Origin of the sequence: Paenibacillus nuruki, from assembly GCF_001721045.1 — a bacterium.
GTDB classification, from domain to species: Bacteria; Bacillota; Bacilli; order Paenibacillales; family Paenibacillaceae; genus Saccharibacillus; species Saccharibacillus nuruki.
Genome location: NZ_MDER01000026.1, coordinates 1 through 22,081 on the forward strand (window position 1 = coordinate 1; position 22,081 = coordinate 22,081).

The window sequence follows — 22,081 nt, forward strand, 5'->3', positions numbered from 1 at the left end:
GAGTAGTGAGTAGTGAGTAGTTATGAGAGTACTCTATTTAAGAAGTACTCCCTTAATTTTGATATAATAGTCTAGTTATAATGTTGGAAGTCGAATTATTGGATATAATAAGATACTTCTTCTTTTGTTAATTTAATAATGCCATCTTTGCGTTTACGGAATAAACGAAGCAAGATGATTAAACGGGGTAAGCAAAACCAAATATGCCACATAACTAAAGAAATTGAAAAGTTGACTGGGAGCCACATACATAAAACAGCAGCAAAGCATAACCCGATCCACGTTGTATGTAATAACACTCTGCGGAATGTAGAATAGCCCATAAATTGATCAGGCAGATAACCGATCCATGGAAATTGAATTTGAAATTTCCATCGTTTGCGTAAATGATTTACCGTCATAATCAATACAGAACGAGAAATAACATATTGAATCCATAATACTAATGGAAAAGAAAGCACCCAAAAACCAAAACTAGACCATGAGAAGTAATACAGTTCAATCGCTAATGTTAGAATAGGTATAAGTAAATATATTAAATTCCAGACTCTGGTCACTGGCCATTTTTTGATGAGTTGGTATTGATAAAAAGTTGCATTTTGTTGAGCTTCTGCTACCATCCAGTGCGACCCTCCTTGTATTGTATTATTGTTATCATTTGGTAGTGGTATTTAACTTTTGATCTTCATATTTTCGACGAGAAGTAGTCTGTATCCAATCGCTAGTTGTTACCCTTATATCGGTTAAATATGTACCTTTTGAAATACACGTACTCAAATTATAAGTACCTAGCATATATCATAAGTTAGTTTGAGACGATATCTGTTATTTTGATTATAATAAGAATAGGGAACAATACACAATAAATATTATAGGAATGACTATATGACTAATCAATGGAAAGCTTCTACAACCAAATTATGCAAAGCACCTTTGTACAATGCTTTGACTCATTACGCTGGTTCAGATCAGCGTAGCTTTCATGTGCCTGGACATAAAAATGGCATGATCTATACGAATGTGCTCAAACCAATCAGAGGAAATGACTTATTTAGCTCTATACTACAACTGGATGTTACCGAAATTAGTGGTACCGACGATCTTCATTATCCTCAGGGTGTTATTCAAGAAGCTCAGCAGTTGGCTGCCCAATGTTTTGGAGCTGAAGAAAGCCATTTTCTTGTAGGTGGTAGCACAGTTGGTAATCTAGCTCTTATTTTAACAGTATGTAGTCATCCAGGGGATATTATTATTGTACAACGTAATGTACATAAATCGATATTACATGGATTAATGATGGCAGGAGCTAAGGCAGTCTTTTTAACACCGGAGTTAGATCAAGCAAGCGGTCTGGCTGTAATTCCAAATCTAGAAAGTATTGAAGTAGCGTTGAAGCAATATCCGACTGCCAAAGCTGTTCTACTTTCTTCGCCCAATTACTATGGTATGGGCAAAGACTTGAGTGGAATTGCTGACGCTTGTCATCGCTATCAGATACCTTTGCTAGTTGATGAAGCTCATGGAGCACATTATAGCCAGCATCATCGTTTCCCTATCAGTGCGTTAGCAGCAGGTGCAGATGGTGTTGTTCAATCTACTCACAAAATGTTGGCGGCAATGACTATGAGTGCGATGCTACATGTGCAGGGGGATTTGATTGCTCGTTCTTTATTAAAGCAACGGTTGACGATGGTTCAGAGTTCAAGTCCTTCCTATCCGTTGATGGCTTCTCTGGATCTAAGTCGTTATTTATTAGATTGTTATGGAGAGCAAATTTTCACAACTGGATTAGAAGCTCGAGATCATTTTACGGATAAATTGGCGGAAAACAAAAGATTCGATTATTTATCTTTTTTAGATGAGAGATATACACAAGATCCTTTTAAAGTGGTGATCTATGATCTAGAAGGGTATTTGTCTGGTGAAGTCTTGCAAGAGCGGTTAGAGCACTATGGTTGTGTACCTGAGATGAGTGATGATCGGTATGTTGTGCTCGTATTTAGTCTGGGTTCGACATTGGAAGATAGTCTGCGCTTGTTAGATGCTCTTCATCAGATCGCTCAAGAGCCACTCACAGTTAGTGTAGAAGATCATCAAGTAAACAACGTGGAACAAGATAAGAATCAAGCTACAATAGAGCGTACACGATCTTCTGAGGGCACTGAGGATGACCATTTGTCAAAAAAGAAGAGTTCAGTGACTTTATTTCATTCTAATGCGGATAGTGCAGATCAGAAAATTAATGATCATACAGAACAGCATAGGGATCAAGCAACAAATCAAGGCAAATCTATCAATCTTGATAAAGATCAATCTAATGAGCAAAATAAGTACAATATATCAGAGCCTATTTTGTTTACAATGACACCTATTGATGAAGAAAATGTAGAGGTAGTGTCTCTAGAACAAGCAGAAGGACGTATATGTGCAGAAATGGTGATTCCCTACCCTCCCGGTATTCCCATTTTGTATGCAGGAGAAATCATACATTCTTCTGTATATGATAGACTGTTAACATTACGAAGCCATCATCACAAAATACAAGGCACTGCTGATTCTACATTGAATACATTGCGTGTCTATAAATAGATGTCTACCGAGCAGTAGTCTACAGAAAGCAGGAATAAGAATGAAGGCAAAAGGTTTATTTATTGTATTAGAAGGTATGGATGGTAGCGGTAAAACAAGTCAGCTTGAACATATTAAACGTTATCTTAATGAACAACAGATTGATTTTTTATCGACTCGTGAACCGGGGGGAATCTCTGTATCTGAACAAATTCGTGAAGTTATTTTGAATGTCGATAATGATATGAGTGGATTAACAGAGTGTCTATTATATGCAAGTGCTAGAAGAGAACATTTAATTCAAAAAGTGATTCCAGCGCTTCAGGCAGGAAGAATCGTTATCTGTGATCGGTATGTGATGTCTTCTTTGGCTTATCAAGGGTACGGACGTGAACTGGGCAAAGCTGTACTCGATATTAATCAATTAGCGATAGATGTAGATGGTCAGCAGTATTGGGCAGATATGAATATCTATATTGATGTTAAGCCTGAAGTAGGATTAGAGCGCATTATGTCTAAGTCTGGTGAACGAGAAGTCAATCGTCTGGATCTGGAAGCATTGGAATTTCATCATCGAGTACATCAAGGATATATGGAATTATCTGAACAACACGCAGAACGGTTTGTTATGATCAATGGTGAGCAAGATGAACAGCATGTTTTTAACGATATTAAGCAAGTATTGGATACATTAATTCAGCAGTATCATGTATAAGAATAAGGAATATGCTTCTTATTCAGGGTAGTCGGTTACAATATGGATAAAGAGTAAATAGAGGTATTATGCTTATCGATGTCGAATACAAAAAGCAGGGCTTGGTGCCTTACAGATCTGTAAAAGGAGGGCTATTATAATGAAACTGATTATTGCGATCGTGCAAGATAAAGATAGTAACCGTCTATCAGGCGAATTGGTAAAAGCTAATTTTCGGGCAACAAAACTAGCCAGTACAGGCGGATTTTTACGTGCTGGAAATACAACATTTATGATTGGTGTTGATGATAGCCAGATCGAAGCTGTTATGGAAGTCATTCGTAATAGTTGTAAGATTCGTGAACAGCTGGTTACACCAGTTACTCCAATGAGCGGTACAACAGATTCGTATCTTCCATTGCCAGTGGAAGTACAAGTAGGTGGCGCTACTGTATTCGTAATGCCTGTTGAGCGATTTGAACATTTCTAAAAAAGAATTTGATTTTATTTTAAAAAATACGCAAAAATCAGTACATCTTTAAACATAATTAAATAATAAAGAGTATAATTAAGAAACAAACAGAGGATCGGTTACGTTATTGGGAACCGGTCCGTCTTTATTATCTGCTGTAAATCTGTGATCGTTCGTTGTATCGATACGTAAAAATTGAACTTTTTTTCATTTTACTATTCGTAAATCAGTGAATATGAACGATACTAATTAATAACGACTCTGTTTAGCGACTGCTAATTGATATATACACTATCCGGCATATATAAAGAAAATCTGCCTATAAGCAGAAGTTCAATGCCAGCAAAGAAAGGAAGAAAATAATGAAAATTAACCCCGGTTATCCTCCATTAAAAAGTAACCCTATCGTATCCGATTCTCCCAATAGAGTAGTACAACAACGGAATTTCTCGGATGTGCTTCAAAATAATAGTGCTCAAGCGACACATGATGATATTCAGCGTCAATTTAAAGAGATTCAAATGCAGGGTGACCGGCTTGCAAAATCGATGACACTACGTGAACTTAAAGCGTATCAAATGTTGGTTAAACGCTTTTTGGAAGATACCGTGCGTCGCGGTGTCAAAGTAAAAGAAACGCAAAGCTTCGATCGTCGGGGTCGGGGTAAAAAGTATAAATTGTTAGATGAAGTGGATTCTATGTTGATGAATATGGCAGAAGAATTGCTTCAAAGTGAAGAAGGACGAATCGAGTTATTGCAACGGATGGGTGAAATTCGAGGTATGCTTATTAACTTTTTATATTAATATAGTGAGTATAGATCTTGAAGTGAGCTGTTCAGTAAGGAGGCACCATGTCTTTTCAAGAAATTGTCGGGCAAGATATTGCTAAGCAGATGTTACAAAATGGTCTGCGTAATCAAAAGATTTCTCATGCGTATTTGTTTAGTGGACCAGCAGGTAGCGGTCAGATGAAGATGGCGAATAGCTTTGCCAAAGCATTAGTCTGTATTCATAAAGGCGACGAAGCCTGCGGAGAGTGCATACAGTGTCGCAAGATGGAACATGGTAATCATCCTGATTTTCATGTGATTGAGCCAGATGGATCTTCAATCAAAATTGAGCAAATCCGCGATATTCAGCGGATTTTTTCGTATCGTTCAGAATCGGGTAACCGTAAAATATATATTATCAAAGATGCAGATAAAATGACGATACAAGCGTCCAATAGTCTGTTAAAATTCTTGGAAGAACCGCCAGCACCTGCTGTAGCTATTTTGCTCACAGAAAATGCACAGTCAGTATTGCCTACGATTCGGTCCCGTACTCAACCTATAGTATTTACGCCACCAGATCCTCAAAAAATGGCTCAAATCTTAGGAGATGAAGGCTTTCCAATGCCTTTAGTACGATGCGTTGTTCATATTGCGTCTGATCTGGAGGAATGCCGAGAATTGCTAGCACAGAATTGGTTTGCAGAAATCAGAAACGTAATGTTACAATTAGGGAAGGAATCCGCAGGTAGAGGGAGTATGAGCCTTATTACTGCTCAGCAAAAGCTGTTTAAAGGCGGACTTGGAGATCATATTGAGCACGTATTTGATCTTTTCCACTTATGGTTTAAGGATATCATTCATATCCAGATTGGAAGGCACGAGAGTATCGTTTTTATAGATCAGTTAGAGTCTCTCTCCAAGGTGGCTACCACTCGTGATATGCAGCATTGGATATCGTGTATGTCGCTTGCTGCAGAGTGTAAGAAAATGCTTCGTTCTCATGTGAATCCACAGTTATGCATGGAGCAATTTCTTATAGGCGTTAGCGGTTGAAGGAGCTTCATCACAGACCGGACAGTGTATAACATCATGCCGAGTGCACAAAGCTTTAAACAAACGCACATTTTTTGAATACGTCATGTCAGGTGAGAATAAGAAGTAATTCTTCATATCGGAATTTTTGCCGTAGAGTTGAAAAACGGTATTGGCAAATGAGGGGGCTTATCTTTTGTATAGTGTAGTAGGAGTCCGCTTTAAAAAAGCGGGTAAAATATATTATTTCGATCCGTTAGACTTTCCAGTTGAAAGTGAACAACACGTTATTGTAGAAACTGCACGTGGGATTGAATATGGTAAAGTAGTGATTGGTAAAAAAGAAGTCAATGAATCTGATGTCGTTCTTCCTTTGAAAAAAGTGATTCGGATTGCAGAAGATCATGATGCTCAAGTAGTAGAAGAAAATCGGATCGCAGCTAAAAATGCTTTCACAACCTGTCTTAACAAAATCAGAGAGCATGAATTGAAAATGAAGTTGGTCGATGTAGAATTTACATTTGATCGTAATAAGATTATTTTCTATTTTACAGCTGAAGGTCGAGTCGATTTTCGAGAGCTGGTTAAAGATCTAGCCAGTATCTTCCGTACACGTATCGAACTACGCCAGATTGGTGTACGTGATGAAGCTAAAATGCTAGGTGGTATAGGTCCTTGTGGACGTATTCTATGCTGTTCTTCCTGGTTAGGAGACTTTGAGCCAGTATCGATCAAAATGGCTAAAGATCAAAGCTTGTCCTTGAATCCAACCAAGATTTCTGGATTGTGTGGACGTCTAATGTGTTGTCTTAAATTCGAGCACGATAATTATGAGAGCGTGAAGGAAGAGCTTCCGGCTATCGGTAAATTTGTCGTCACTTCGCTAGGCGATGGTAAAGTGGTGGGTATCAATGCCGGTTCGCGTACTGTACATGTTCAGATTTTTGACATCAGTAAAGTCAAAGAACTGCCATTGGATGACGTGGTCGTGAAGTAAACCCGATCAAGGCTGCTTTTGAGGTGGGAACTTGGAGAAGAAAAATCTTTTTACACACATTCACGAATTGGAAACACAGATGGATCATATGCATGGAGATATGGGTAAAATGAAGCAAGCTGTGAAAGAACTGTTAGAAGAGAATCAACGCCTGAGTACCGAAAATGAACAGTTGCGCAGAGTCTTGAAAAAAGAGGTTCCTGTTATTGAGCCTAAATCTGTTGGCACCTATTCGTCTAAATTGTATTCAGAATTACCTGATCTAGAAGTCGTTGGAGAAGGTTATGATAATCTAGCACGTATTTATCACGAAGGCTTCCATATCTGTAATGTGTATTATGGACATTTGCGTACAGAAGGCGATTGCTTGTTCTGCCTTTCTTTTTTGAATAAATCTGAATAGTAGCATTATCCAAACCGCGGACAGCATTATGCCGCGGTTTTTATATAGTGTAATCATAATGTAGTATCATTTCTAAACAAAGCAGGATAAGAAAGGAAATACCATGAACGAACAACCCCTTCTGGCAGATGAGCGTATTGATGATCTGCTTACGTATGACCTTAAAATTATTCAAAGTCGAGAAGTGTTCAGCTTTTCGATGGATGCTGTACTGCTGGCACGGTTTGCCAGTATTCCTAAGCGTGGTAAAATAATTGATCTATGTACTGGCAATGGGGTAATACCTATTCTGTTATCGACACGGACAAATGCTAGTATTGAAGGTGTGGAAATTCAAGAGCGCTTAGCAGATATGGCGATGCGTAGTGTAACCATGAATAACTTACAAGAACAGGTGAAAATTCGCATACAAGACCTTAAAGATATGCCACTTGCAGGTGAACGAGAAGCTTATGATGCTGTAACCGTTAACCCCCCTTATGCTCCTGTAACAGGAAGCGATATGAAGTTAAATATTCATCATGCGATGGCAAGACATGAGATTGGTTGTACGTTAGAAGATGTGATTCAAACGTCTGCCAAGCTTCTTCGCAATGGTGGTAAGCTGTCTATGGTTCATCGTCCGCACCGGTTAGCAGATATTATTATTTTGATGCGTCAATATGGAGTAGAACCGAAGCGTATTCGATTTGTACATCCTCGTCAACATATGGAAGCGAATATGGTGTTAATTGAAGGATTACGTGGAGGTAAGCCAGAAATGCGTATGCTACCACCACTTATCGTATATGATGAACATGAACAATATACACCTGATCTCAAAGCTGTCTATTACGGGTTAAAGGAGTCACTATGAGCATACAGATTCAAAAAAGTTTTGCTAAAGGAGAGTCTGCTGTTCTTCATGAAGGGGCAGGCACTTTGTATTTAGTTGCGACACCGATTGGTAACTTAGAAGATATGACGTATCGAGCTGTACGGACATTACAGGAATGCGATATTATTGCTGCTGAAGATACAAGGCAGACTCGCAAATTGCTAACTCATTTCGATATTACACCAGGCAAATTACTGAGTTATCATGAGCATAATAAAAAAGCCAGTGGACCGGAGTTAATTCGCCTTATTATAGAAGGAAGTAGTCTGGCGCTTGTGAGTGATGCTGGATTGCCTGCTATATCTGACCCAGGGCAAGAATTAGTGAAGTTAGCACTGGAGCAACAAATTGCTGTGGTTCCTATTCCTGGAGCGAATGCAGCACTGTCTGCTTTGATTGCTTCTGGATTATCGACAGATCGATTTACGTTTATTGGATTTTTGCCTAGAGATCATAAAGGTCAAGAAGAAGTACTGGGTAGTGTGAAGCATGGAGCAGGTACATTGCTGTTATACGAGTCTCCACACCGAATTATCAAAACATTAACAGCGATTGCACATCATTTAGGCAATCGTAATGTGGTATTAGCACGTGAGCTGACAAAGCGTCATGAAGAATGGACACGTGGTAGTGTAGAAGAAGTATTGGAATGGTTAGAATCGCATCCACCGATTGGTGAATACTGTGTTGTAATCGAGGGACAATCTATCATTGAAGCCAAAGCTGAAGCCAGCGAATGGTGGCAACAGATGACGATAGAAGAGCATGTGATCTATTACGAAAATAAAGAGAATATTTCACGTAAAGATGCAATGAAAAAAACAGCAAAAGATCGTGAAATCTCTAAACGTGATGTATATCAAGTGTTATTAAATGAAGAAGAGTAAGACGCATATGAGTGGTTACGAAAGAGCTTGCTTGGTAAATACATTTATAATAGAAGAAACTCGTTAAATAGATGAGTTTTTAACAAAAATAATGAAGAAAATAAGCGTGAAAATAGAGGAATCTTGATCTGTTCGAGGTTCCTTTTTGATGTGCAAATTGGAAGTGCTATGCAAAAGGAAGTATAATGAAAGATAAGCCTTTTTTGAAAACCAAAAGAAAGCAAAAAAATACCTTTACCCAGACAAAATGCTGAGTAAAGGTTCAAGGAGATATTAAAAAGGTTAGAATTAATAAGTTGATAGTTCTAGTATAACCTATTTTATTTATTTTGTCACAGGGACAGGAATTTCGGAAATACACTCATTACAAACGATTTTTCCTTTAAAATAAGTTACATTTTCAGCGTTACCACAGAAAATACAAGCAGGCTCGTATTTTTTAAGCATAATGCGCTCGCCATCAACGTAGATTTCCAAAGCGTCTTTTTCTCCGATACCTAGTGTACGGCGAAGTTCGATAGGAATTACTACGCGGCCCAATTCGTCTACTTTTCTTACAATACCAGTTGATTTCATCATTACTGATCAATCCTCTCAAATTTAAATATATTAGTTGTTATTTTTTTGTTTGATGTGCTAACATTCGACAAATTTCTATGTTTTATGATATTCATAATACCAACGTTTCCCAAATCAGTCAACCTATAATTTAAGAAAAATACAGTTTTTTTCACTTTTTTTTGAAAAAATATTTTTATATAGCGGTATTATCAAGTATTATAGGGTTAAAATTATTTTGTCGATTTGGAAATTCGTAGCTTGTATATACCGACAACATTCGACAATATCGTCGAAAAAACTATTTTTAATTTTAAATAGTTAGGGTTTATTGATAGAAGGAGGAATTTATTTTGAAGCCTGTACAACCTTTAGGAGAAGAAAAAGTATTTAAAGATCCTGTACATAATTATATCCACGTGCAAGATCGTTTAATCTGGACTTTGATTAATACACCTGAATTTCAGAGATTACGTCGTATAAGACAATTGGGAACTTCCTATTTAACTTTTCATGGAGCAGAGCATAGCCGTTTCTCACATTCATTAGGTGTATATGAAATTACACGTCGTATTATTTCTCAATTTGAACGTGGTGGTTTTGAAGATTGGCCACGTGAAGAAAGTCTGGTGGCATTATGTGCCGCTTTATTACACGATTTGGGTCATGGACCTTTTTCTCATTCTATAGAAGAAGCTTTTGATATGGATCATGAAGAATGGACGTGTCGTATCCTACTTGGAGATACCGAAGTGAATCGGGTATTGGAAGAAGCAGAGAATGGTCTTGCTGAACGAGTCGCTTCTGTTATTCGCAAAGATTATGAGAAAAAGATCGTTGTGAATCTGGTATCGAGTCCGTTAGATGCGGATCGGATGGATTATTTGTTGCGGGATGCTTATTTTACAGGAGTTAATTATGGAACGATCGATGTTGATCGTATTTTGAGGATGCTTCGTCCTCACAATGGACGCGTTGTTGTCAAAGAATCAGGTATGCATGCGATCGAAGATTATCTTATGGCACGTTATCAGATGTACTGGCAAGTGTATTTTCATCCAGTAACTCGAAGTTCAGATATTGTATTAAAACAAATTTTCCGTCGTGCCAAAGAATTGTTCGATGAAGGATTCGATTTTAAATTTTTGCCGTATCCTTTACCCGAGTTATTCAAAGGTGATATTCAAGTTGGTGATTATTTATTGCTAGATGAAGCATTAGTACAGACAGCATTTATGCAATGGACAAGGGAAGACGATGATATTTTGGCAGATGTATGTCATCGTTTTATGCAGCGTAAGTTGTATAAATATGTAGAGACAGATCTAATTGATAAGCAGACAATTAGCAGTATACGTAGTGAATTTGCTAGAGTAGGATTGCATCCTGATTATGATCTAGAAATCGATTTTCCTACCGATCTTCCTTATGATGTATTTCGTCCAGGTGATCCTAAAAAAGAAAAACAAATTCTATTATTAGATCGTCAAAACCGAATCCAAGAAATATCAGAAGTATCGGATATTGTACGTTCGATTAGCGGGATTCATCGCGGTCGATATCATCTCTATTATCCGCAAGATAAGTTGGAGAAAGTTATTCATCAATTATCCGAAGAAGTGGCAGCGATATTTGAAAACAAAATTAATCCGCCACAGATGGAATTTGAAATATAAGATTAACGAAAAAAGAACGAGAAACAGAGAAGGAGTGAGAAAAGTATATGTTATTTGATACACATACTCATTTGGATTCGATCGAATTTGCCGATGATCGTAAAGAAGTGATTGAGCGTGCTTATGCACAAGGGGTAACCCGAATGATCAATGTGGGATTCAACCGTGAAACGATTCCCACCACGATGGAATTAGTCGAAAGTTATGAATTTATATATGCGGCTATTGGCTGGCATCCTGTAGATGCGATTCATATGCAACCTGGAGATCTGGAATGGATCGAATCGCTATGCAAACATGAAAAAGTAGTAGCAATTGGTGAAATTGGTCTGGATTATCACTGGGATACTTCACCGAAAGAAGTGCAGCATAAAGTATTGCGTGAACAAATCGGTCTAGCACGTTCGATTAATATGCCGATTGTTATCCATAATCGTGATGCTCATGAAGATATTGTTAAGATTTTGCGCGAAGAAAAAGCACATGAAGTTGGAGGGGTTATGCACTCCTTTTCAGGTAGCTGGGAAACGGCTAAAATGTGTCTCGATATGGGCTTTCATTTATCGTTTGGAGGACCAATTACTTTCAAAAATGCGAAGCAACCTAAAGAGGTGTTACAACAGGTTCCAATGGACCGTCTTTTGCTTGAAACAGACTCCCCATTTTTGACACCACATCCTTATCGTGGAAAACGAAATGAGTCCGGTTATGTGACACTTGTAGCAGAAGCTGCTGCTGCGCTAAAAGGGGTATCACTGGAAGAAATTAGTACAATTACAACTAAAAATGCACTGGAACGATTTGGCATTCGGTGAAAAAGAGAGTAAATCACGCAAAAAACAGCGTTAAACGGATATATGAATAAATTATAACCAAAAAACAGAAGAATATGACAACTTTTTAACCATTTATTCAGAAAAACGTGCTTGCTGGTCGCTTTACATGAGGGTTGGGTTCGGGATATTATTTCATCAGTGATTTAATCTTGCTGTTATTACGCAAGATTCCATGATTCGGTCTCGCTGAGTTTCCTGCATAGGAAAACGGGGGAACCAACATATGTCTTCAAGCCATTATTATCAGAATACCGAAGTCATTATGTATGATTCCTTTTACAGGGTCTATGGGGTGAATTGGAGGTACTCGCGCCATGAGCGGAGGAGCCTTCAAAGGGCAAGAAATATGATGTGTCCGAATCCGACAGCTAACCCCGTAAGCGATGCAGAGGCAACCTCGTATTTTCTAACGTTTTCCGAACTGTATTTAGATACGTCGGAAGCCAAGGAAAAGTTGCTTTGCTCTTTTCCAGAGGCTTCTTTTGTTTTGGGCTAAACGAAAAGATTCAGAGAATACGATATTTGAAATTTGATCTTTCAGATATTAGGTGTGTCCCTTAGACTGACCATGGCGCAGGCATTTTTGAACATCACGAAAGATTATCACACAGATTTGGTAATCTTATGCTTACGATCAGCCTGTGAAAATTCTGTTATATAGTCGCGTCATATACAATTACGTCACAGCTAGACGGCGAGACTATGAAGGAGGACGGAAGAAGTGGCAATTGCTCCTTTCGAAAAAACCCATGGTTCGCGCTCATCCAGCATGTCTTACGCGCTGAGTTGGAAGCAACAAAACCTACGCTATGTATTGTGGGCTGCATTATTAGTGATCGCTCTTGCAGCGATGCTATTGTCCCTACTTTATAATCAAGCGGGTAAAAATATTTCTGTAGTCATTGACGGCAAAGCACAAACCGTGGAAACACGTAAATTGATGCTTTCTCAACTGCTTGATGAAAATCAAATTAAAGTGGCACCACAAGATAAAGTATCTATGCCTATGAATGGCGCGCTTCAGGATGGGGACAAAGTTTATATTAACCATGCGGTTGCAGTAAACATTACGGCAGATGGTGGAACCAAGAAAATTTATACCACCTCTAAAACAGTTGGTAACACATTGGAGCAGGCTGGGTTAACACTGTCAGGTGAAGATCAATTAACACCTGCGATGGAATCTTCAGTTCATGACAATATGGATATCAAGATTGTGCGTACCAAATCATTTGTAGCGAAAAAAGTAGTCAAGATTCCATATCAAACGGTTAAGAAAACCGATGGTTCTATGCTTGAAGGTAAAACCAAGTTAGTGCAAGGCGGTCAAACAGGTAAAGTGGTTCAATACATCGAGAAAGTATACGAAGATGGAGAATTCGTCTCCAAACGTATGGTTGATAAAAAAACAACCGCAAAAGTAAAAGATAAGATTGTAGCTATTGGTACCAAAAAAGAGGAGCCTAAACTTCTCGCAGCTGCTTCTTCTAGTGGAGGATCAAGTAATAGTACTTCCAAAGCAGGTGTAGATTTCTCTTATGCGAAAGTACTGAACAATGTATCTTTAACTGCTTATTCGTCTCAAGAACCTGGTCTAGGTACAGTGACTGCTTCGGGAGCACGTGTAACAGAAGGTCGTACGATTGCAGTCGATACGAGTGTCATTCCTATGGGATGGTGGGTATACATTGAAGGCATTGGCTTCCGCCGTGCTGAAGATACCGGTAGTGCTATTAACGGTAATAAAATCGACGTGTATATAGACAGCTTGAGCCAAGCGAGAGCATTTGGACGCAAATCCGGTTACACTGTATATGTAATTGGCCCGGTTAAACCCTAGAGAGGGTGTTGATTGGGATAGCACCATTGCTTAAGCCCAGTCATCTGTTATATGATATAAATAATATTAACTATGAGCGTGCATAAAGAAAACAAAAAGAAGAGGATAAATCCTCTTCTTTTTGTTCTGTTAAGATGAATATCGAACAGATTATCTTATCATTTAGAGAGTGAAGGGAAGCGTACAATCAACGTGATTAAAGAAGTGATTGTTGTGGAAGGACGAGACGATACCGTAGCGATTAAAAGAGCTGTAGACGCAGATACGATCGAGACAGGCGGCTCAGCTATAGGTGCTCATGTGATTCGTCGTGTGAAATTAGCTCAAGAACGACGCGGTGTAATTATATTAACTGATCCTGATTTTGCAGGTGAACGGATACGTAAGATCGTAGCGCAGAAAGTCCCTGGATGTAAGCATGCTTTTATCCCTGAAAGTGAAGCTACGCTCAAAGGTGATATCGGTGTCGAAAATGCTTCTCCAGAAGCTATTCGTGAAGCGTTGGCGCGTGTACACTCTGAGATGCCAGAAGCGGAAGTTCTGATCGATTGGGAAGATCTGATCATGACAGGACTTGTGATGCAACCTGATGCTGCGGAGCGACGAATGAAAATGGGCAATCTGCTCGGCATAGGTTATGGCAATGGAAAGCAGTTCCATAAACGTTTACGTATTTTTGGAATTAGCCGTGAAGAGTTTGCAACAGCACTCTCACAAATGGAAGCGGAGGAAGAACAATAATATGGATGAACGATTAGAAATAGCCACACCCAAACGCACCAAAGAAATTATTAATAAATATGGATTCTCGTTTAAAAAAAGCTTAGGTCAGAACTTTTTGATCGATTCCAATATTTTGAACAAAATTGTAGAAGCAGCTGAATTAACGCCTGAAAATGGAGCATTAGAGATTGGACCCGGAATCGGTGCATTAACCGAGCGTCTAGCTCAAGAAGCAGGTGCAGTCACAGCAGTTGAGATTGACCGTCGCTTGATTCCGATTTTGAAAGAAGTCTTAGAGCCTTATCCTCATGCTAAAGTACGTCATGATGATGTGCTCAAAGTCGATTTGCATCAATTGTTCCGTGAAGACTTCAGTGAAGTTGAAAAAGTCAGTGTGGTGGCTAACTTACCATACTACGTCACTACACCTATTGTGATGAAGTTGTTAGAAGAACGTTTACCGTTAGACAATATCGTCGTTATGATTCAAAAAGAAGTCGCTCAGCGCATGGCAGCCCCTCCTGGAGGCAAAGACTACGGAAGTCTTAGTATTGCTGTTCAATACTATTGCGTGCCTGAATTGATCTGTATCGTCCCTAAAACGGTATTTATCCCGCAACCGAATGTAGAATCTGCTGTCATTCGCTTGAAACTAAGGGATCGTCCGGCAGTTGAAGTCGAAGATGAAGCGTACTTCTTTGAATTAATGCAATCTTGTTTTGTACAGCGTCGCAAAACAATCGCCAATAACTTGCGTAGCCGTTATTTTGAAGGTGGCGATCGTACACAATTAGAGCAACTTTTGGCAGAAGCAGGAATCGAACCTTCTAGACGTGGAGAGACACTTAGTTTGCAAGAATACGCGACTTTGAGCAGTGTATTTTTGAGAGCAGGTATCCGTTGAAAAAATTCGTTGACAAGATAAAATTAATACTGCTATAATTTAATGTTCATTTGACAAACACTCTTTTCTTTGATATAATGAAGAGGGAAAGAGGTGGTTGTAGTCAATGGCTAACAATGCGCTTTTGGAAATCAAACGTAGTCTTGATGCTCATGTAGGGCACAAAATTACGTTACGTGCTAATGGTGGTCGTAAGAAGACCATCGAACGAACCGGAGTTTTGGAAGAGACCTACCCTTCTGTTTTTATTGTCAAGCTCGCTGAAGAGCATCAGACATTTGAACGTGTGTCTTACAGCTATGCCGATATATTGACAGATTCTGTGGAAGTCACCGTCTGTGATGACGATTGTCAGACACGAATCGAATATGTTGGGAATTGAATAACTGTTTTAGTATAAGACAGTCTTTATCTCCTTTCGGGGTAGAGACTGTTTTGTTTTGTGACTATATTTGATCTACATGAACGGAACCCGATACCCATATAATAGACTTTGTACGTCATTTTTTTTATAATATGGATTATTCGTAATGATAAGCACAGGAACCCGTACGCAGCGTATCAAATCGTTCGGATGGAATGTTGAGGGTGGAGGAACAGCATGAAGATATATGAAAAAGCGCCAGCAAAAATCAACCTGATGCTGGATGTGTTACATAAAAGACCGGATGGGTATCATGAGGTCGAGATGATCATGACAATGGTGGATCTAGCCGATCGCCTAACGATCACTGAATTGTCTCGAGATACGATCCAAATTTCTAGTCAAGCAGGATATATTCCTTTAGACGAGAAAAATCTGGCTTTTCAAGCTGCTCAAAAAATTAAAGCAAAATATAATATTAAGCAAGGTGTACATATTCATATCGATAAGCAGATTCCAGTTGCGGCTGGTCTAGCTGGAGGTAGCAGTGATGCTGCAGCAGCGCTTAGAGGATTGAATCGTCTCTGGAACCTCCAGATTCCCCATGAAGACATGATGGAGCTAGGTGCTTCTATTGGCTCTGATGTTCCTTTCTGCATCACAGGGGGGACAGCACTCGCTACAGGACGTGGAGAGCTACTTACTCCACTGACCAGTCCACCAGATTGCTGGGTTGTGTTAGCGAAGCCACCTATTAACGTGTCTACTGCCGATGTATACGGACGGTTTCGGGCAGATAAGATCGCTAAGCATCCTTCTGCTCTAGAAATGCAAAAAGCGTTAGAAAACAAATCTTTTGATGAGATTTGTCATCAACTGGGTAACGTGTTGGAAGATGTTACTCTGACTCATTATCCGCAAGTTCAACAGCTCAAGCAGGCAATGATTCAGTTGGGAGCCGATGGTGTGCTTATGTCAGGAAGTGGACCCACTGTATTCGGATTGATCTCGCGCGAGTCCAAAGTAGCTCGTGTCTATAATGGATTACGTGGATTTTGCAAAGAAGTCTATGCTGTGCGGATATTAACTTAAATGATTTCAAATCGCAGTCTTTTTAACTCTAAATGGTGCTCGATGATAAGCCATAAGAGAAAAAGATTGCGATTTTCTTTTACAAACACGTACAAAAATGTTATATTCACTTTAATTATTCGGATTTAGGGTATAAAATGTCAATATTTTGTAGATAGCGAGGCGTTATGGTGAAAAAATTAAAGAGAAGCGCGCGGTTAGTTGAATTAACTCAATATTTAACTTCACGACCACATACGCTGATTCCATTAACCACTTTCGCTGATCGATACGGAGCGGCCAAATCATCGATTAGTGAGGATCTGACCATTATTAAAGAAGTTTTTGAAGAAGATGGTACGGGAGAATTATTAACACTTGCAGGAGCAGCAGGCGGAGTGAAATATATTCCAAAGCTGGCGAAAGAAAAAGCATTTTCATTTATGGAAGAAATCTGCGGTCAATTAGGACAACCGGATCGTCTGCTTCCAGGTAACTATATTTATATGTCTGATCTGTTAGGGCAACCTGCGATTTTGAATGAAGTAGGTAAGATTTTTGCTTCAGCTTTTGCAGATACGCCGATCGACGTCATTATGACAGTAGAAACCAAAGGAATTCCTTTGGCTCATGCTACAGGTACGCAATTGAATCTGCCGGTTGTACTGGTACGCCGTGATCATCAGATGACAGAAGGATCTGCGGTAAGTATTAACTATGTATCAGGTTCACACAAGAGTCTGCATACGATGACATTGTCACGCCGCGCACTTAAAGAAAAATCACGTGTATTGATTATCGATGATTTTATGAAAGCTGGCGGTACTATTCAAGGTATGGTTGATCTTTTAGGAGAATTTAATGCAACGGTTGCTGGAGTCGGGGTGCTTTTAGAATCTGGTTCTGTCGACACAGATGATCGTCTGTGGGCAGATTATGTGTCACTTGCGAAAGTAACTGATATTGATCCTAAAAACAAAAAAATTACGGTACAACCTGGAAACTACTTTGAAAATGATTCTAATTAAGCTTTTCTGCCGATAATTTTCATTTTCGTAATGAGAACGAATATCATCAAAATCAGGTGAAAACGGTAGAAATCGAGCCTAAAGATAAATAAAATAAAAAAATATACAATTAATTTGGAGAAAAAAGAAGGAATTTGACTTCCATGTGTGGAATTACACAACCAAGTCTTGAATAGACAAAGGTGGTGAACACATATGGAAATAACGGATGTAAGACTCCGCCGAGTAAATTCCGAAGGCAGAATGAAAGCAATCGCATCCATCACAATTGATAGCGAATTTGTCGTTCATGACATTCGTGTAATTGATGGTAACAATGGAATGTTTGTTGCAATGCCAAGCAAACGGACACCTGATGGCGAGTTTCGCGACATCGCACATCCTATTTCTTCTGGAACTCGCGAGAAGATTCAGTTAGCTGTATTAGCTGAATATGAACGTGCAGGATTGGAAGAAGAAGCGATTGAAGAAGTGATTGAAGAAGGTGCTTAACGTTTACTTATTGGGGTTTGAAAGAAAAGGGAGCCACAGGGAGCTACATTGTGGCTCCCTTTTCTTTTTGTCTGGAATAAGATATATTCATTAAGGAGTTTTAACGATAAATCTAACATAATGATTTAAATATATGAGTTCGAATAAGGAGGTCTGTATTGTTGGATTCAAAAAGAATGGCAATCATACTCGCAGCAGGTAAAGGTAAACGCATGAAATCCAAATTGTACAAAGTTCTACATCCGGTATGCGGTAAGCCGATGGTAGGTCATGTACTGGATGCTGTACAGCAAGTTCATTGTGAGCGCAGTGTAGTCGTTGTAGGTCACGGAGCAGAAGCGGTACAAGCTTATCTAGGCGATCGTGCAGAATACGCACTACAAAGTGAACAATTAGGAACCGGTCATGCGATTCAACAAGCAGAATCTTTGCTAGGTACTGAAAAAGGAACAACGATTATTATTTGTGGAGATACGCCTTTGGTAACTCCTGAGACACTTGAAAATATTATTGCTAATCATGAAAGTCAGGGTGCAGCAGTAACGATTTTGACAGCTTCAATGACTGATCCAACAGGATACGGTCGTATTATTCGTGGAGCTGATGGCAGTGTACAGAAAATCGTTGAGCAAAAAGAAGGCACGCCTGAAGAATTAGCTGTACAAGAAATCAACACAGGTACGTATTGTTTTGATAACAGCAAATTGTTCCAAGCTCTTTCTCAAATTACGAATGATAATGCTCAACAAGAATATTATCTAACAGACTGCATTACTATTTTGCGTGAACAAGGTGAAATGGTAGCTGCCTACGAAACATTCGATCTAGCTGAATCAATCGGTGTAAATGACCGTCTAGCGTTGTCAGAAGCTGAAGGATTTATGCGCGCACGCCTTGCAAAAAAACATATGTTAAACGGAGTTACGATTATTGATCCATCAGCAACTTATATTGGAGCTGACGTAGTGATCGGTTCAGATACAGTCCTTTATCCAGGAACCGTCCTTAACGGTGCAACAGTGATTGGTGAAGATTGTATCATCGGACCGAATACAGAAATTGAAAATTCCACAATAGGCAATGGTTCAACGGTTCGTCAATCGATTCTGTCTGGAGCTGAAGTAGGGGCTGAAGGTAATATTGGTCCATTTGCTTACTTGCGTCCAGGTACAAAGTTAAGTGATCAAGTAAAAGTAGGCGACTTTGTAGAATTGAAAAATGTAACTGTAGGACAAGGTTCCAAAATTCCTCATCTTAGTTATGTAGGGGATGCTGTTGTAGGTTCAGGCGTTAATATTGGTTGTGGGGCGATCACAGCTAACTATGATGGACTCAACAAAGCTGTTACAGAGATTGGTAACAACGTATTTATTGGCAGCAATTCGAACTTGATTGCTCCTGTACGTATCGGTGATGGCGCTTATGTGGTAGCAGGCTCAACCATTACAGAAGATGTAGAAGCTAACGACATGGCAATCGCTCGTCAACGTCAAGAAAACAAATCAGGATATGCTGAAAAAATTCGCGCTAAAGCGAAAGCAATTCATGATAAAAAGGAATAATTAACATTTATAACAAAAATTAATGATGTGTAGCTAAAATTATTATCGATTCTTACGAACAAAATGCCACTATTCGCTAAAGAATTATTATATAATATGAAATATATAATGCTTGTTGTATGATTTGACGGATCTAAAGAGAAATGAACGCCGAGTTGATAAGCATTCCAATGAACCATCACGGAGGGTTTTAACCATTATGACTTATTGTGATTCTAAATTAAAAATTTTCACTTGTAATTCTAACCCTAAGTTGGCGGGACAGATTGCTGACTATATTGGTATTCCTATGGGTGAATCTCGTACGACTGGATTTAGTGACGGAGAGATTCAGGTGAAGTTGTCTGAAAGTGTTCGTGGTTGCCATGTCTATGTCATCCAATCTACGTGTGCACCTGTCAATGATAATCTGATGGAACTGCTAGTTATGGTAGATGCATTAAAACGTGCTTCTGCTAAAAGTATCAATGTGGTTATTCCGTATTACGGATATGCACGTCAAGACCGTAAAGCACGTTCACGTGATCCGATCACAGCCAAATTGGTTGCGAATCTGATTGAAAAAGCAGGCGCTCATCGCGTTATTGCTATGGATCTACATGCAATGCAGATTCAAGGATTCTTCGATATTCCTGTAGATCATCTACTTGGAGTACCGATTTTGGCTCAATATTTCCGTTCCAAAAAAATTGAAAATCCTGTTGTCGTGTCTCCTGACCACGGTGGTGTAGTTCGCGCGCGTAAGCTTGCTGATCTACTCAGTGCTCCGCTTGCGATTATCGATAAGCGTCGCCCTGAACCGAATGTGAGTGAAGTGATGAACATCATTGGTAATATCGAAGGTAAAACTGCGATCTTGGTAGATGATATTATTGATACTGCGGGTACTATTGTATTGGGTGCAAATGCTTTGATCGAAGGTGGAGTGAAAGAAGTGTATGCTTGTTGTACACATCCTGTATTATCCGGCCCAGCTATGGATCGTTTGGAAAACTCACCACTCAAAGAAGTTATTGTTACAGATACTATTCCGATTACACATCCTAATCCTACAAGCAAATTAAAAGTATTGTCGGTAGCACCTCTTATGGGTGAAGCGATTATTCGTGTTCATGAAGAGTTGTCGATCAGTAAATTATTTGAAATTGAATAAGCGTTGATGTAATAAAAGGGTTACTTGCCCCATCTGAGGCGAGTAACCCTTATCGGCGTATCTATTTTAATAACCTGGTCTTGATAAAAAAACATGACGTTGCCGATGGTACAATACACGATTCACTTCAATAAACTGGTGATCATACGCCGTAATCATTCCGATATCGACAGGAATATCACGACGATAAATCTGCACAGGCACTTCCTGTTTAAAATGATCATAAAAATGACGGTTTTTCAGCAATTGCTGCCCAAAGGTGTACATGCTGAATCCCCCTCTCTACTGGTTAGTCGTGAAGTTGATCATTTGCAGATAAGTATCAAAAAGATGATACGTATTCAATAATCTGATTTTAGCAAAAAATGTTAGTGACTGCACGATAATATAGCAACCTTTAATTTTTGTATCATTGCCTATTTCTAAAGAAAAGAGGATATGTACGAATGAAATGGATTGTAGGTTTGGGCAATCCCGGATCTGAATATGCCAAAACTCGTCATAATGTAGGTTTTATGGCATTGGATCGTTTAGCAGATCGCCACGGGATCGCTATTAATCAAGCTAAAAGTAAATCGCTGATCGGTGAAGGACATATTGATGGAATTAAGGTCGTTTTGATTAAGCCGATGACCTATATGAATTTATCTGGCGAAGCAGTCAGAGGATATATGGATTATTATAAAGTTGCTCTAGAAGATATGATTGTAGTCTATGATGATATGGATACCGAAACAGGTAAAATTCGTCTGCGTTATCAAGGTAGTGCAGGTGGACATAATGGGATCAAATCGATTATTCAACATACTGGTACACAGACATTTGATCGTATTCGAATGGGTATTTCAAGACCAACGCCTGGTTATGCGATTGTTGATTATGTTCTATCTCCTTTTGCTAAAAAAGAAAAGGAACTGTTAGATGAAATGATCGAAAATTCGTGTAATGCGATGGAATATAGCTTAAAGCATACCTTTGAGCAGACGATGGCTAAATTTAACGGTTAATGCTATAATAAGCCTTAATTCGTAAGCAAATACAGACATTGATAACTGTCCCAAATTCATAAGTACCGCCTTTGAGTCTGATCCGTAATAAGGGTTGGATAAGAAGGCGGTTGTTTATAGGCAAATCGAGATGAATCCGATTTGTCGTTTTACCGTTTTTAC

At 39.1% G+C, this 22,081-nt stretch carries 24 protein-coding genes and 1 riboswitch; of the genes, 21 read left to right on the plus strand and 3 right to left on the minus strand.

All coding sequences use genetic code 11. The annotated features are described in order from the left end of the window. Positions 1-95: 95 nt before the first annotated feature. Complete coding sequence (locus tag PTI45_RS02955; protein WP_069326052.1) at positions 96-620, minus strand: hypothetical protein; 525 nt, start codon at positions 618-620, stop codon at positions 96-98. A 265-nt stretch (positions 621-885) separates the two neighbouring features. Between PTI45_RS02955 and PTI45_RS02960 the strand changes: the two genes are divergently transcribed. From PTI45_RS02960 to rsmI, 9 genes are all read left to right on the plus strand, one after another. Then, positions 886-2,589 (plus strand): aminotransferase class I/II-fold pyridoxal phosphate-dependent enzyme, encoded by a 1,704-nt coding sequence (locus PTI45_RS02960; RefSeq protein WP_069326053.1) that lies wholly within the window; start codon positions 886-888, stop codon positions 2,587-2,589. A gap of 40 nt (positions 2,590-2,629) precedes the next feature. Beyond that, a complete protein-coding gene (gene tmk / locus PTI45_RS02965) occupies positions 2,630-3,283 on the plus strand; it encodes a dTMP kinase (RefSeq protein ID WP_069326054.1) in 654 nt (217 codons plus the stop codon). A gap of 139 nt (positions 3,284-3,422) precedes the next feature. After that, positions 3,423-3,752 (plus strand): cyclic-di-AMP receptor, encoded by a 330-nt coding sequence (locus PTI45_RS02970; RefSeq protein ID WP_069326055.1) that lies wholly within the window; start codon positions 3,423-3,425, stop codon positions 3,750-3,752. 344 nt (positions 3,753-4,096) lie between these two features. Then, positions 4,097-4,540, plus strand: a complete 444-nt coding sequence (locus tag PTI45_RS02975; RefSeq protein WP_069326056.1) for a YaaR family protein — start codon at positions 4,097-4,099, stop codon at positions 4,538-4,540. A 47-nt stretch (positions 4,541-4,587) separates the two neighbouring features. Continuing rightward, positions 4,588-5,562 carry a DNA polymerase III subunit delta' gene (holB, locus tag PTI45_RS02980; protein WP_069326057.1) on the plus strand — a complete coding sequence of 325 codons (975 nt, stop codon included), beginning with the start codon at positions 4,588-4,590 and terminating at the stop codon, positions 5,560-5,562. Between the two features lie 175 nt (positions 5,563-5,737). After that, positions 5,738-6,538, plus strand: coding sequence for a PSP1 domain-containing protein (locus PTI45_RS02985; RefSeq protein WP_069326058.1), 801 nt, complete (start codon positions 5,738-5,740; stop codon positions 6,536-6,538). Positions 6,539-6,569: 31 nt separating this feature from the next. After that, positions 6,570-6,941 carry a DNA replication initiation control protein YabA gene (gene yabA, locus PTI45_RS02990; RefSeq protein WP_069326059.1) on the plus strand — a complete coding sequence of 124 codons (372 nt, stop codon included), beginning with the start codon at positions 6,570-6,572 and terminating at the stop codon, positions 6,939-6,941. 103 nt (positions 6,942-7,044) lie between these two features. Beyond that, positions 7,045-7,797 carry a tRNA1(Val) (adenine(37)-N6)-methyltransferase gene (locus tag PTI45_RS02995; protein ID WP_069326060.1) on the plus strand — a complete coding sequence of 251 codons (753 nt, stop codon included), beginning with the start codon at positions 7,045-7,047 and terminating at the stop codon, positions 7,795-7,797. Beyond that, a complete protein-coding gene (gene rsmI, locus PTI45_RS03000) occupies positions 7,794-8,705 on the plus strand; it encodes a 16S rRNA (cytidine(1402)-2'-O)-methyltransferase (protein ID WP_069326061.1) in 912 nt (303 codons plus the stop codon). The genes PTI45_RS02995 and rsmI overlap by 4 nt, the downstream gene beginning before the upstream one ends. A 324-nt stretch (positions 8,706-9,029) precedes the next feature. Here rsmI and PTI45_RS03005 read toward each other — a convergent pair whose 3' ends face one another. Then, entirely contained in the window at positions 9,030-9,284 is a 255-nt protein-coding gene (locus PTI45_RS03005) for an AbrB/MazE/SpoVT family DNA-binding domain-containing protein (protein ID WP_017815545.1), read from the minus strand. A 332-nt stretch (positions 9,285-9,616) separates the two neighbouring features. On the opposite strand from PTI45_RS03005, the gene PTI45_RS03010 reads away from it, so the two are divergent. The 11 genes from PTI45_RS03010 (at position 9,617) to PTI45_RS03060 (ending at position 20,912) form a co-directional block, all read left to right on the plus strand. Next, the gene (locus PTI45_RS03010; RefSeq protein ID WP_069326062.1) at positions 9,617-10,939 is read left to right on the plus strand and encodes an HD domain-containing protein; all 1,323 of its coding nucleotides are present in this window, start codon (positions 9,617-9,619) and stop codon (positions 10,937-10,939) included. Positions 10,940-10,986: 47 nt separating this feature from the next. Next, on the plus strand, positions 10,987-11,754 hold the full coding sequence (locus tag PTI45_RS03015; protein WP_069326063.1) for a TatD family hydrolase: 768 nt from the start codon (positions 10,987-10,989) through the stop codon (positions 11,752-11,754). A gap of 195 nt (positions 11,755-11,949) precedes the next feature. Then, positions 11,950-12,173: riboswitch (cyclic di-AMP (ydaO/yuaA leader) on the plus strand. 323 nt (positions 12,174-12,496) lie between these two features. Then, positions 12,497-13,615 (plus strand): resuscitation-promoting factor, encoded by a 1,119-nt coding sequence (locus tag PTI45_RS03020; protein WP_371748125.1) that lies wholly within the window; start codon positions 12,497-12,499, stop codon positions 13,613-13,615. A gap of 192 nt (positions 13,616-13,807) precedes the next feature. After that, complete coding sequence (gene rnmV / locus PTI45_RS03025; RefSeq protein WP_069326064.1) at positions 13,808-14,356, plus strand: ribonuclease M5; 549 nt, start codon at positions 13,808-13,810, stop codon at positions 14,354-14,356. Between the two features lies 1 nt (position 14,357). Next, positions 14,358-15,242 carry a 16S rRNA (adenine(1518)-N(6)/adenine(1519)-N(6))-dimethyltransferase RsmA gene (gene rsmA / locus PTI45_RS03030; protein ID WP_069326065.1) on the plus strand — a complete coding sequence of 295 codons (885 nt, stop codon included), beginning with the start codon at positions 14,358-14,360 and terminating at the stop codon, positions 15,240-15,242. Between the two features lie 106 nt (positions 15,243-15,348). Beyond that, positions 15,349-15,624, plus strand: coding sequence for a biofilm formation stimulator Veg (gene veg / locus PTI45_RS03035; protein WP_069326066.1), 276 nt, complete (start codon positions 15,349-15,351; stop codon positions 15,622-15,624). Positions 15,625-15,843: 219 nt separating this feature from the next. Then, positions 15,844-16,698, plus strand: coding sequence for a 4-(cytidine 5'-diphospho)-2-C-methyl-D-erythritol kinase (gene ispE, locus PTI45_RS03040; RefSeq protein WP_069326067.1), 855 nt, complete (start codon positions 15,844-15,846; stop codon positions 16,696-16,698). Positions 16,699-16,868: 170 nt separating this feature from the next. Further along, on the plus strand, positions 16,869-17,705 hold the full coding sequence (gene purR / locus PTI45_RS03045; protein WP_069326068.1) for a pur operon repressor: 837 nt from the start codon (positions 16,869-16,871) through the stop codon (positions 17,703-17,705). A 195-nt stretch (positions 17,706-17,900) separates the two neighbouring features. After that, on the plus strand, positions 17,901-18,197 hold the full coding sequence (gene spoVG / locus PTI45_RS03050) for a septation regulator SpoVG (RefSeq protein ID WP_069326069.1): 297 nt from the start codon (positions 17,901-17,903) through the stop codon (positions 18,195-18,197). A gap of 176 nt (positions 18,198-18,373) precedes the next feature. Next, a complete protein-coding gene (gene glmU, locus PTI45_RS03055; RefSeq protein WP_069326100.1) occupies positions 18,374-19,759 on the plus strand; it encodes a bifunctional UDP-N-acetylglucosamine diphosphorylase/glucosamine-1-phosphate N-acetyltransferase GlmU in 1,386 nt (461 codons plus the stop codon). Between the two features lie 199 nt (positions 19,760-19,958). Then, complete coding sequence (locus PTI45_RS03060) at positions 19,959-20,912, plus strand: ribose-phosphate diphosphokinase (protein ID WP_069326070.1); 954 nt, start codon at positions 19,959-19,961, stop codon at positions 20,910-20,912. A 66-nt stretch (positions 20,913-20,978) separates the two neighbouring features. Here the strand turns inward: PTI45_RS03060 and PTI45_RS03065 are convergent, their stop codons facing one another. Next, the gene (locus PTI45_RS03065; RefSeq protein WP_069326071.1) at positions 20,979-21,179 is read right to left on the minus strand and encodes a hypothetical protein; all 201 of its coding nucleotides are present in this window, start codon (positions 21,177-21,179) and stop codon (positions 20,979-20,981) included. Positions 21,180-21,358: 179 nt separating this feature from the next. Here PTI45_RS03065 and pth point away from each other — a divergent pair, with 179 nt between their 5' ends. Continuing rightward, complete coding sequence (pth, locus tag PTI45_RS03070; RefSeq protein ID WP_069326072.1) at positions 21,359-21,919, plus strand: aminoacyl-tRNA hydrolase; 561 nt, start codon at positions 21,359-21,361, stop codon at positions 21,917-21,919. Positions 21,920-22,081 lie beyond the last annotated feature (162 nt).

Excerpts from the sequence above, each read along its gene's own strand:
- veg (WP_069326066.1), top strand. The coding sequence starts at position 15,349 with ATGGCTAACAATGCGCTTTTGGAAATCAAACGTAGTCTTGATGCTCAT.
- PTI45_RS02955 (WP_069326052.1), bottom strand. The coding sequence starts at position 620 with ATGGTAGCAGAAGCTCAACAAAATGCAACTTTTTATCAATACCAACTC.
- rsmA (WP_069326065.1), top strand. The coding sequence starts at position 14,358 with ATGGATGAACGATTAGAAATAGCCACACCCAAACGCACCAAAGAAATT.
- PTI45_RS02995 (WP_069326060.1), top strand. The coding sequence starts at position 7,045 with ATGAACGAACAACCCCTTCTGGCAGATGAGCGTATTGATGATCTGCTT.
- PTI45_RS03060 (WP_069326070.1), top strand. The coding sequence starts at position 19,959 with ATGACTTATTGTGATTCTAAATTAAAAATTTTCACTTGTAATTCTAAC.
- PTI45_RS03015 (WP_069326063.1), top strand. The coding sequence starts at position 10,987 with ATGTTATTTGATACACATACTCATTTGGATTCGATCGAATTTGCCGAT.
- rsmI (WP_069326061.1), top strand. The coding sequence starts at position 7,794 with ATGAGCATACAGATTCAAAAAAGTTTTGCTAAAGGAGAGTCTGCTGTT.
- PTI45_RS03065 (WP_069326071.1), bottom strand. The coding sequence starts at position 21,179 with ATGTACACCTTTGGGCAGCAATTGCTGAAAAACCGTCATTTTTATGAT.
- PTI45_RS03005 (WP_017815545.1), bottom strand. The coding sequence starts at position 9,284 with ATGATGAAATCAACTGGTATTGTAAGAAAAGTAGACGAATTGGGCCGC.
- glmU (WP_069326100.1), top strand. The coding sequence starts at position 18,374 with ATGGCAATCATACTCGCAGCAGGTAAAGGTAAACGCATGAAATCCAAA.
- pth (WP_069326072.1), top strand. The coding sequence starts at position 21,359 with ATGAAATGGATTGTAGGTTTGGGCAATCCCGGATCTGAATATGCCAAA.
- tmk (WP_069326054.1), top strand. The coding sequence starts at position 2,630 with ATGAAGGCAAAAGGTTTATTTATTGTATTAGAAGGTATGGATGGTAGC.
- PTI45_RS02970 (WP_069326055.1), top strand. The coding sequence starts at position 3,423 with ATGAAACTGATTATTGCGATCGTGCAAGATAAAGATAGTAACCGTCTA.
- PTI45_RS02960 (WP_069326053.1), top strand. The coding sequence starts at position 886 with ATGACTAATCAATGGAAAGCTTCTACAACCAAATTATGCAAAGCACCT.
- ispE (WP_069326067.1), top strand. The coding sequence starts at position 15,844 with ATGAAGATATATGAAAAAGCGCCAGCAAAAATCAACCTGATGCTGGAT.
- PTI45_RS02975 (WP_069326056.1), top strand. The coding sequence starts at position 4,097 with ATGAAAATTAACCCCGGTTATCCTCCATTAAAAAGTAACCCTATCGTA.
- holB (WP_069326057.1), top strand. The coding sequence starts at position 4,588 with ATGTCTTTTCAAGAAATTGTCGGGCAAGATATTGCTAAGCAGATGTTA.
- spoVG (WP_069326069.1), top strand. The coding sequence starts at position 17,901 with ATGGAAATAACGGATGTAAGACTCCGCCGAGTAAATTCCGAAGGCAGA.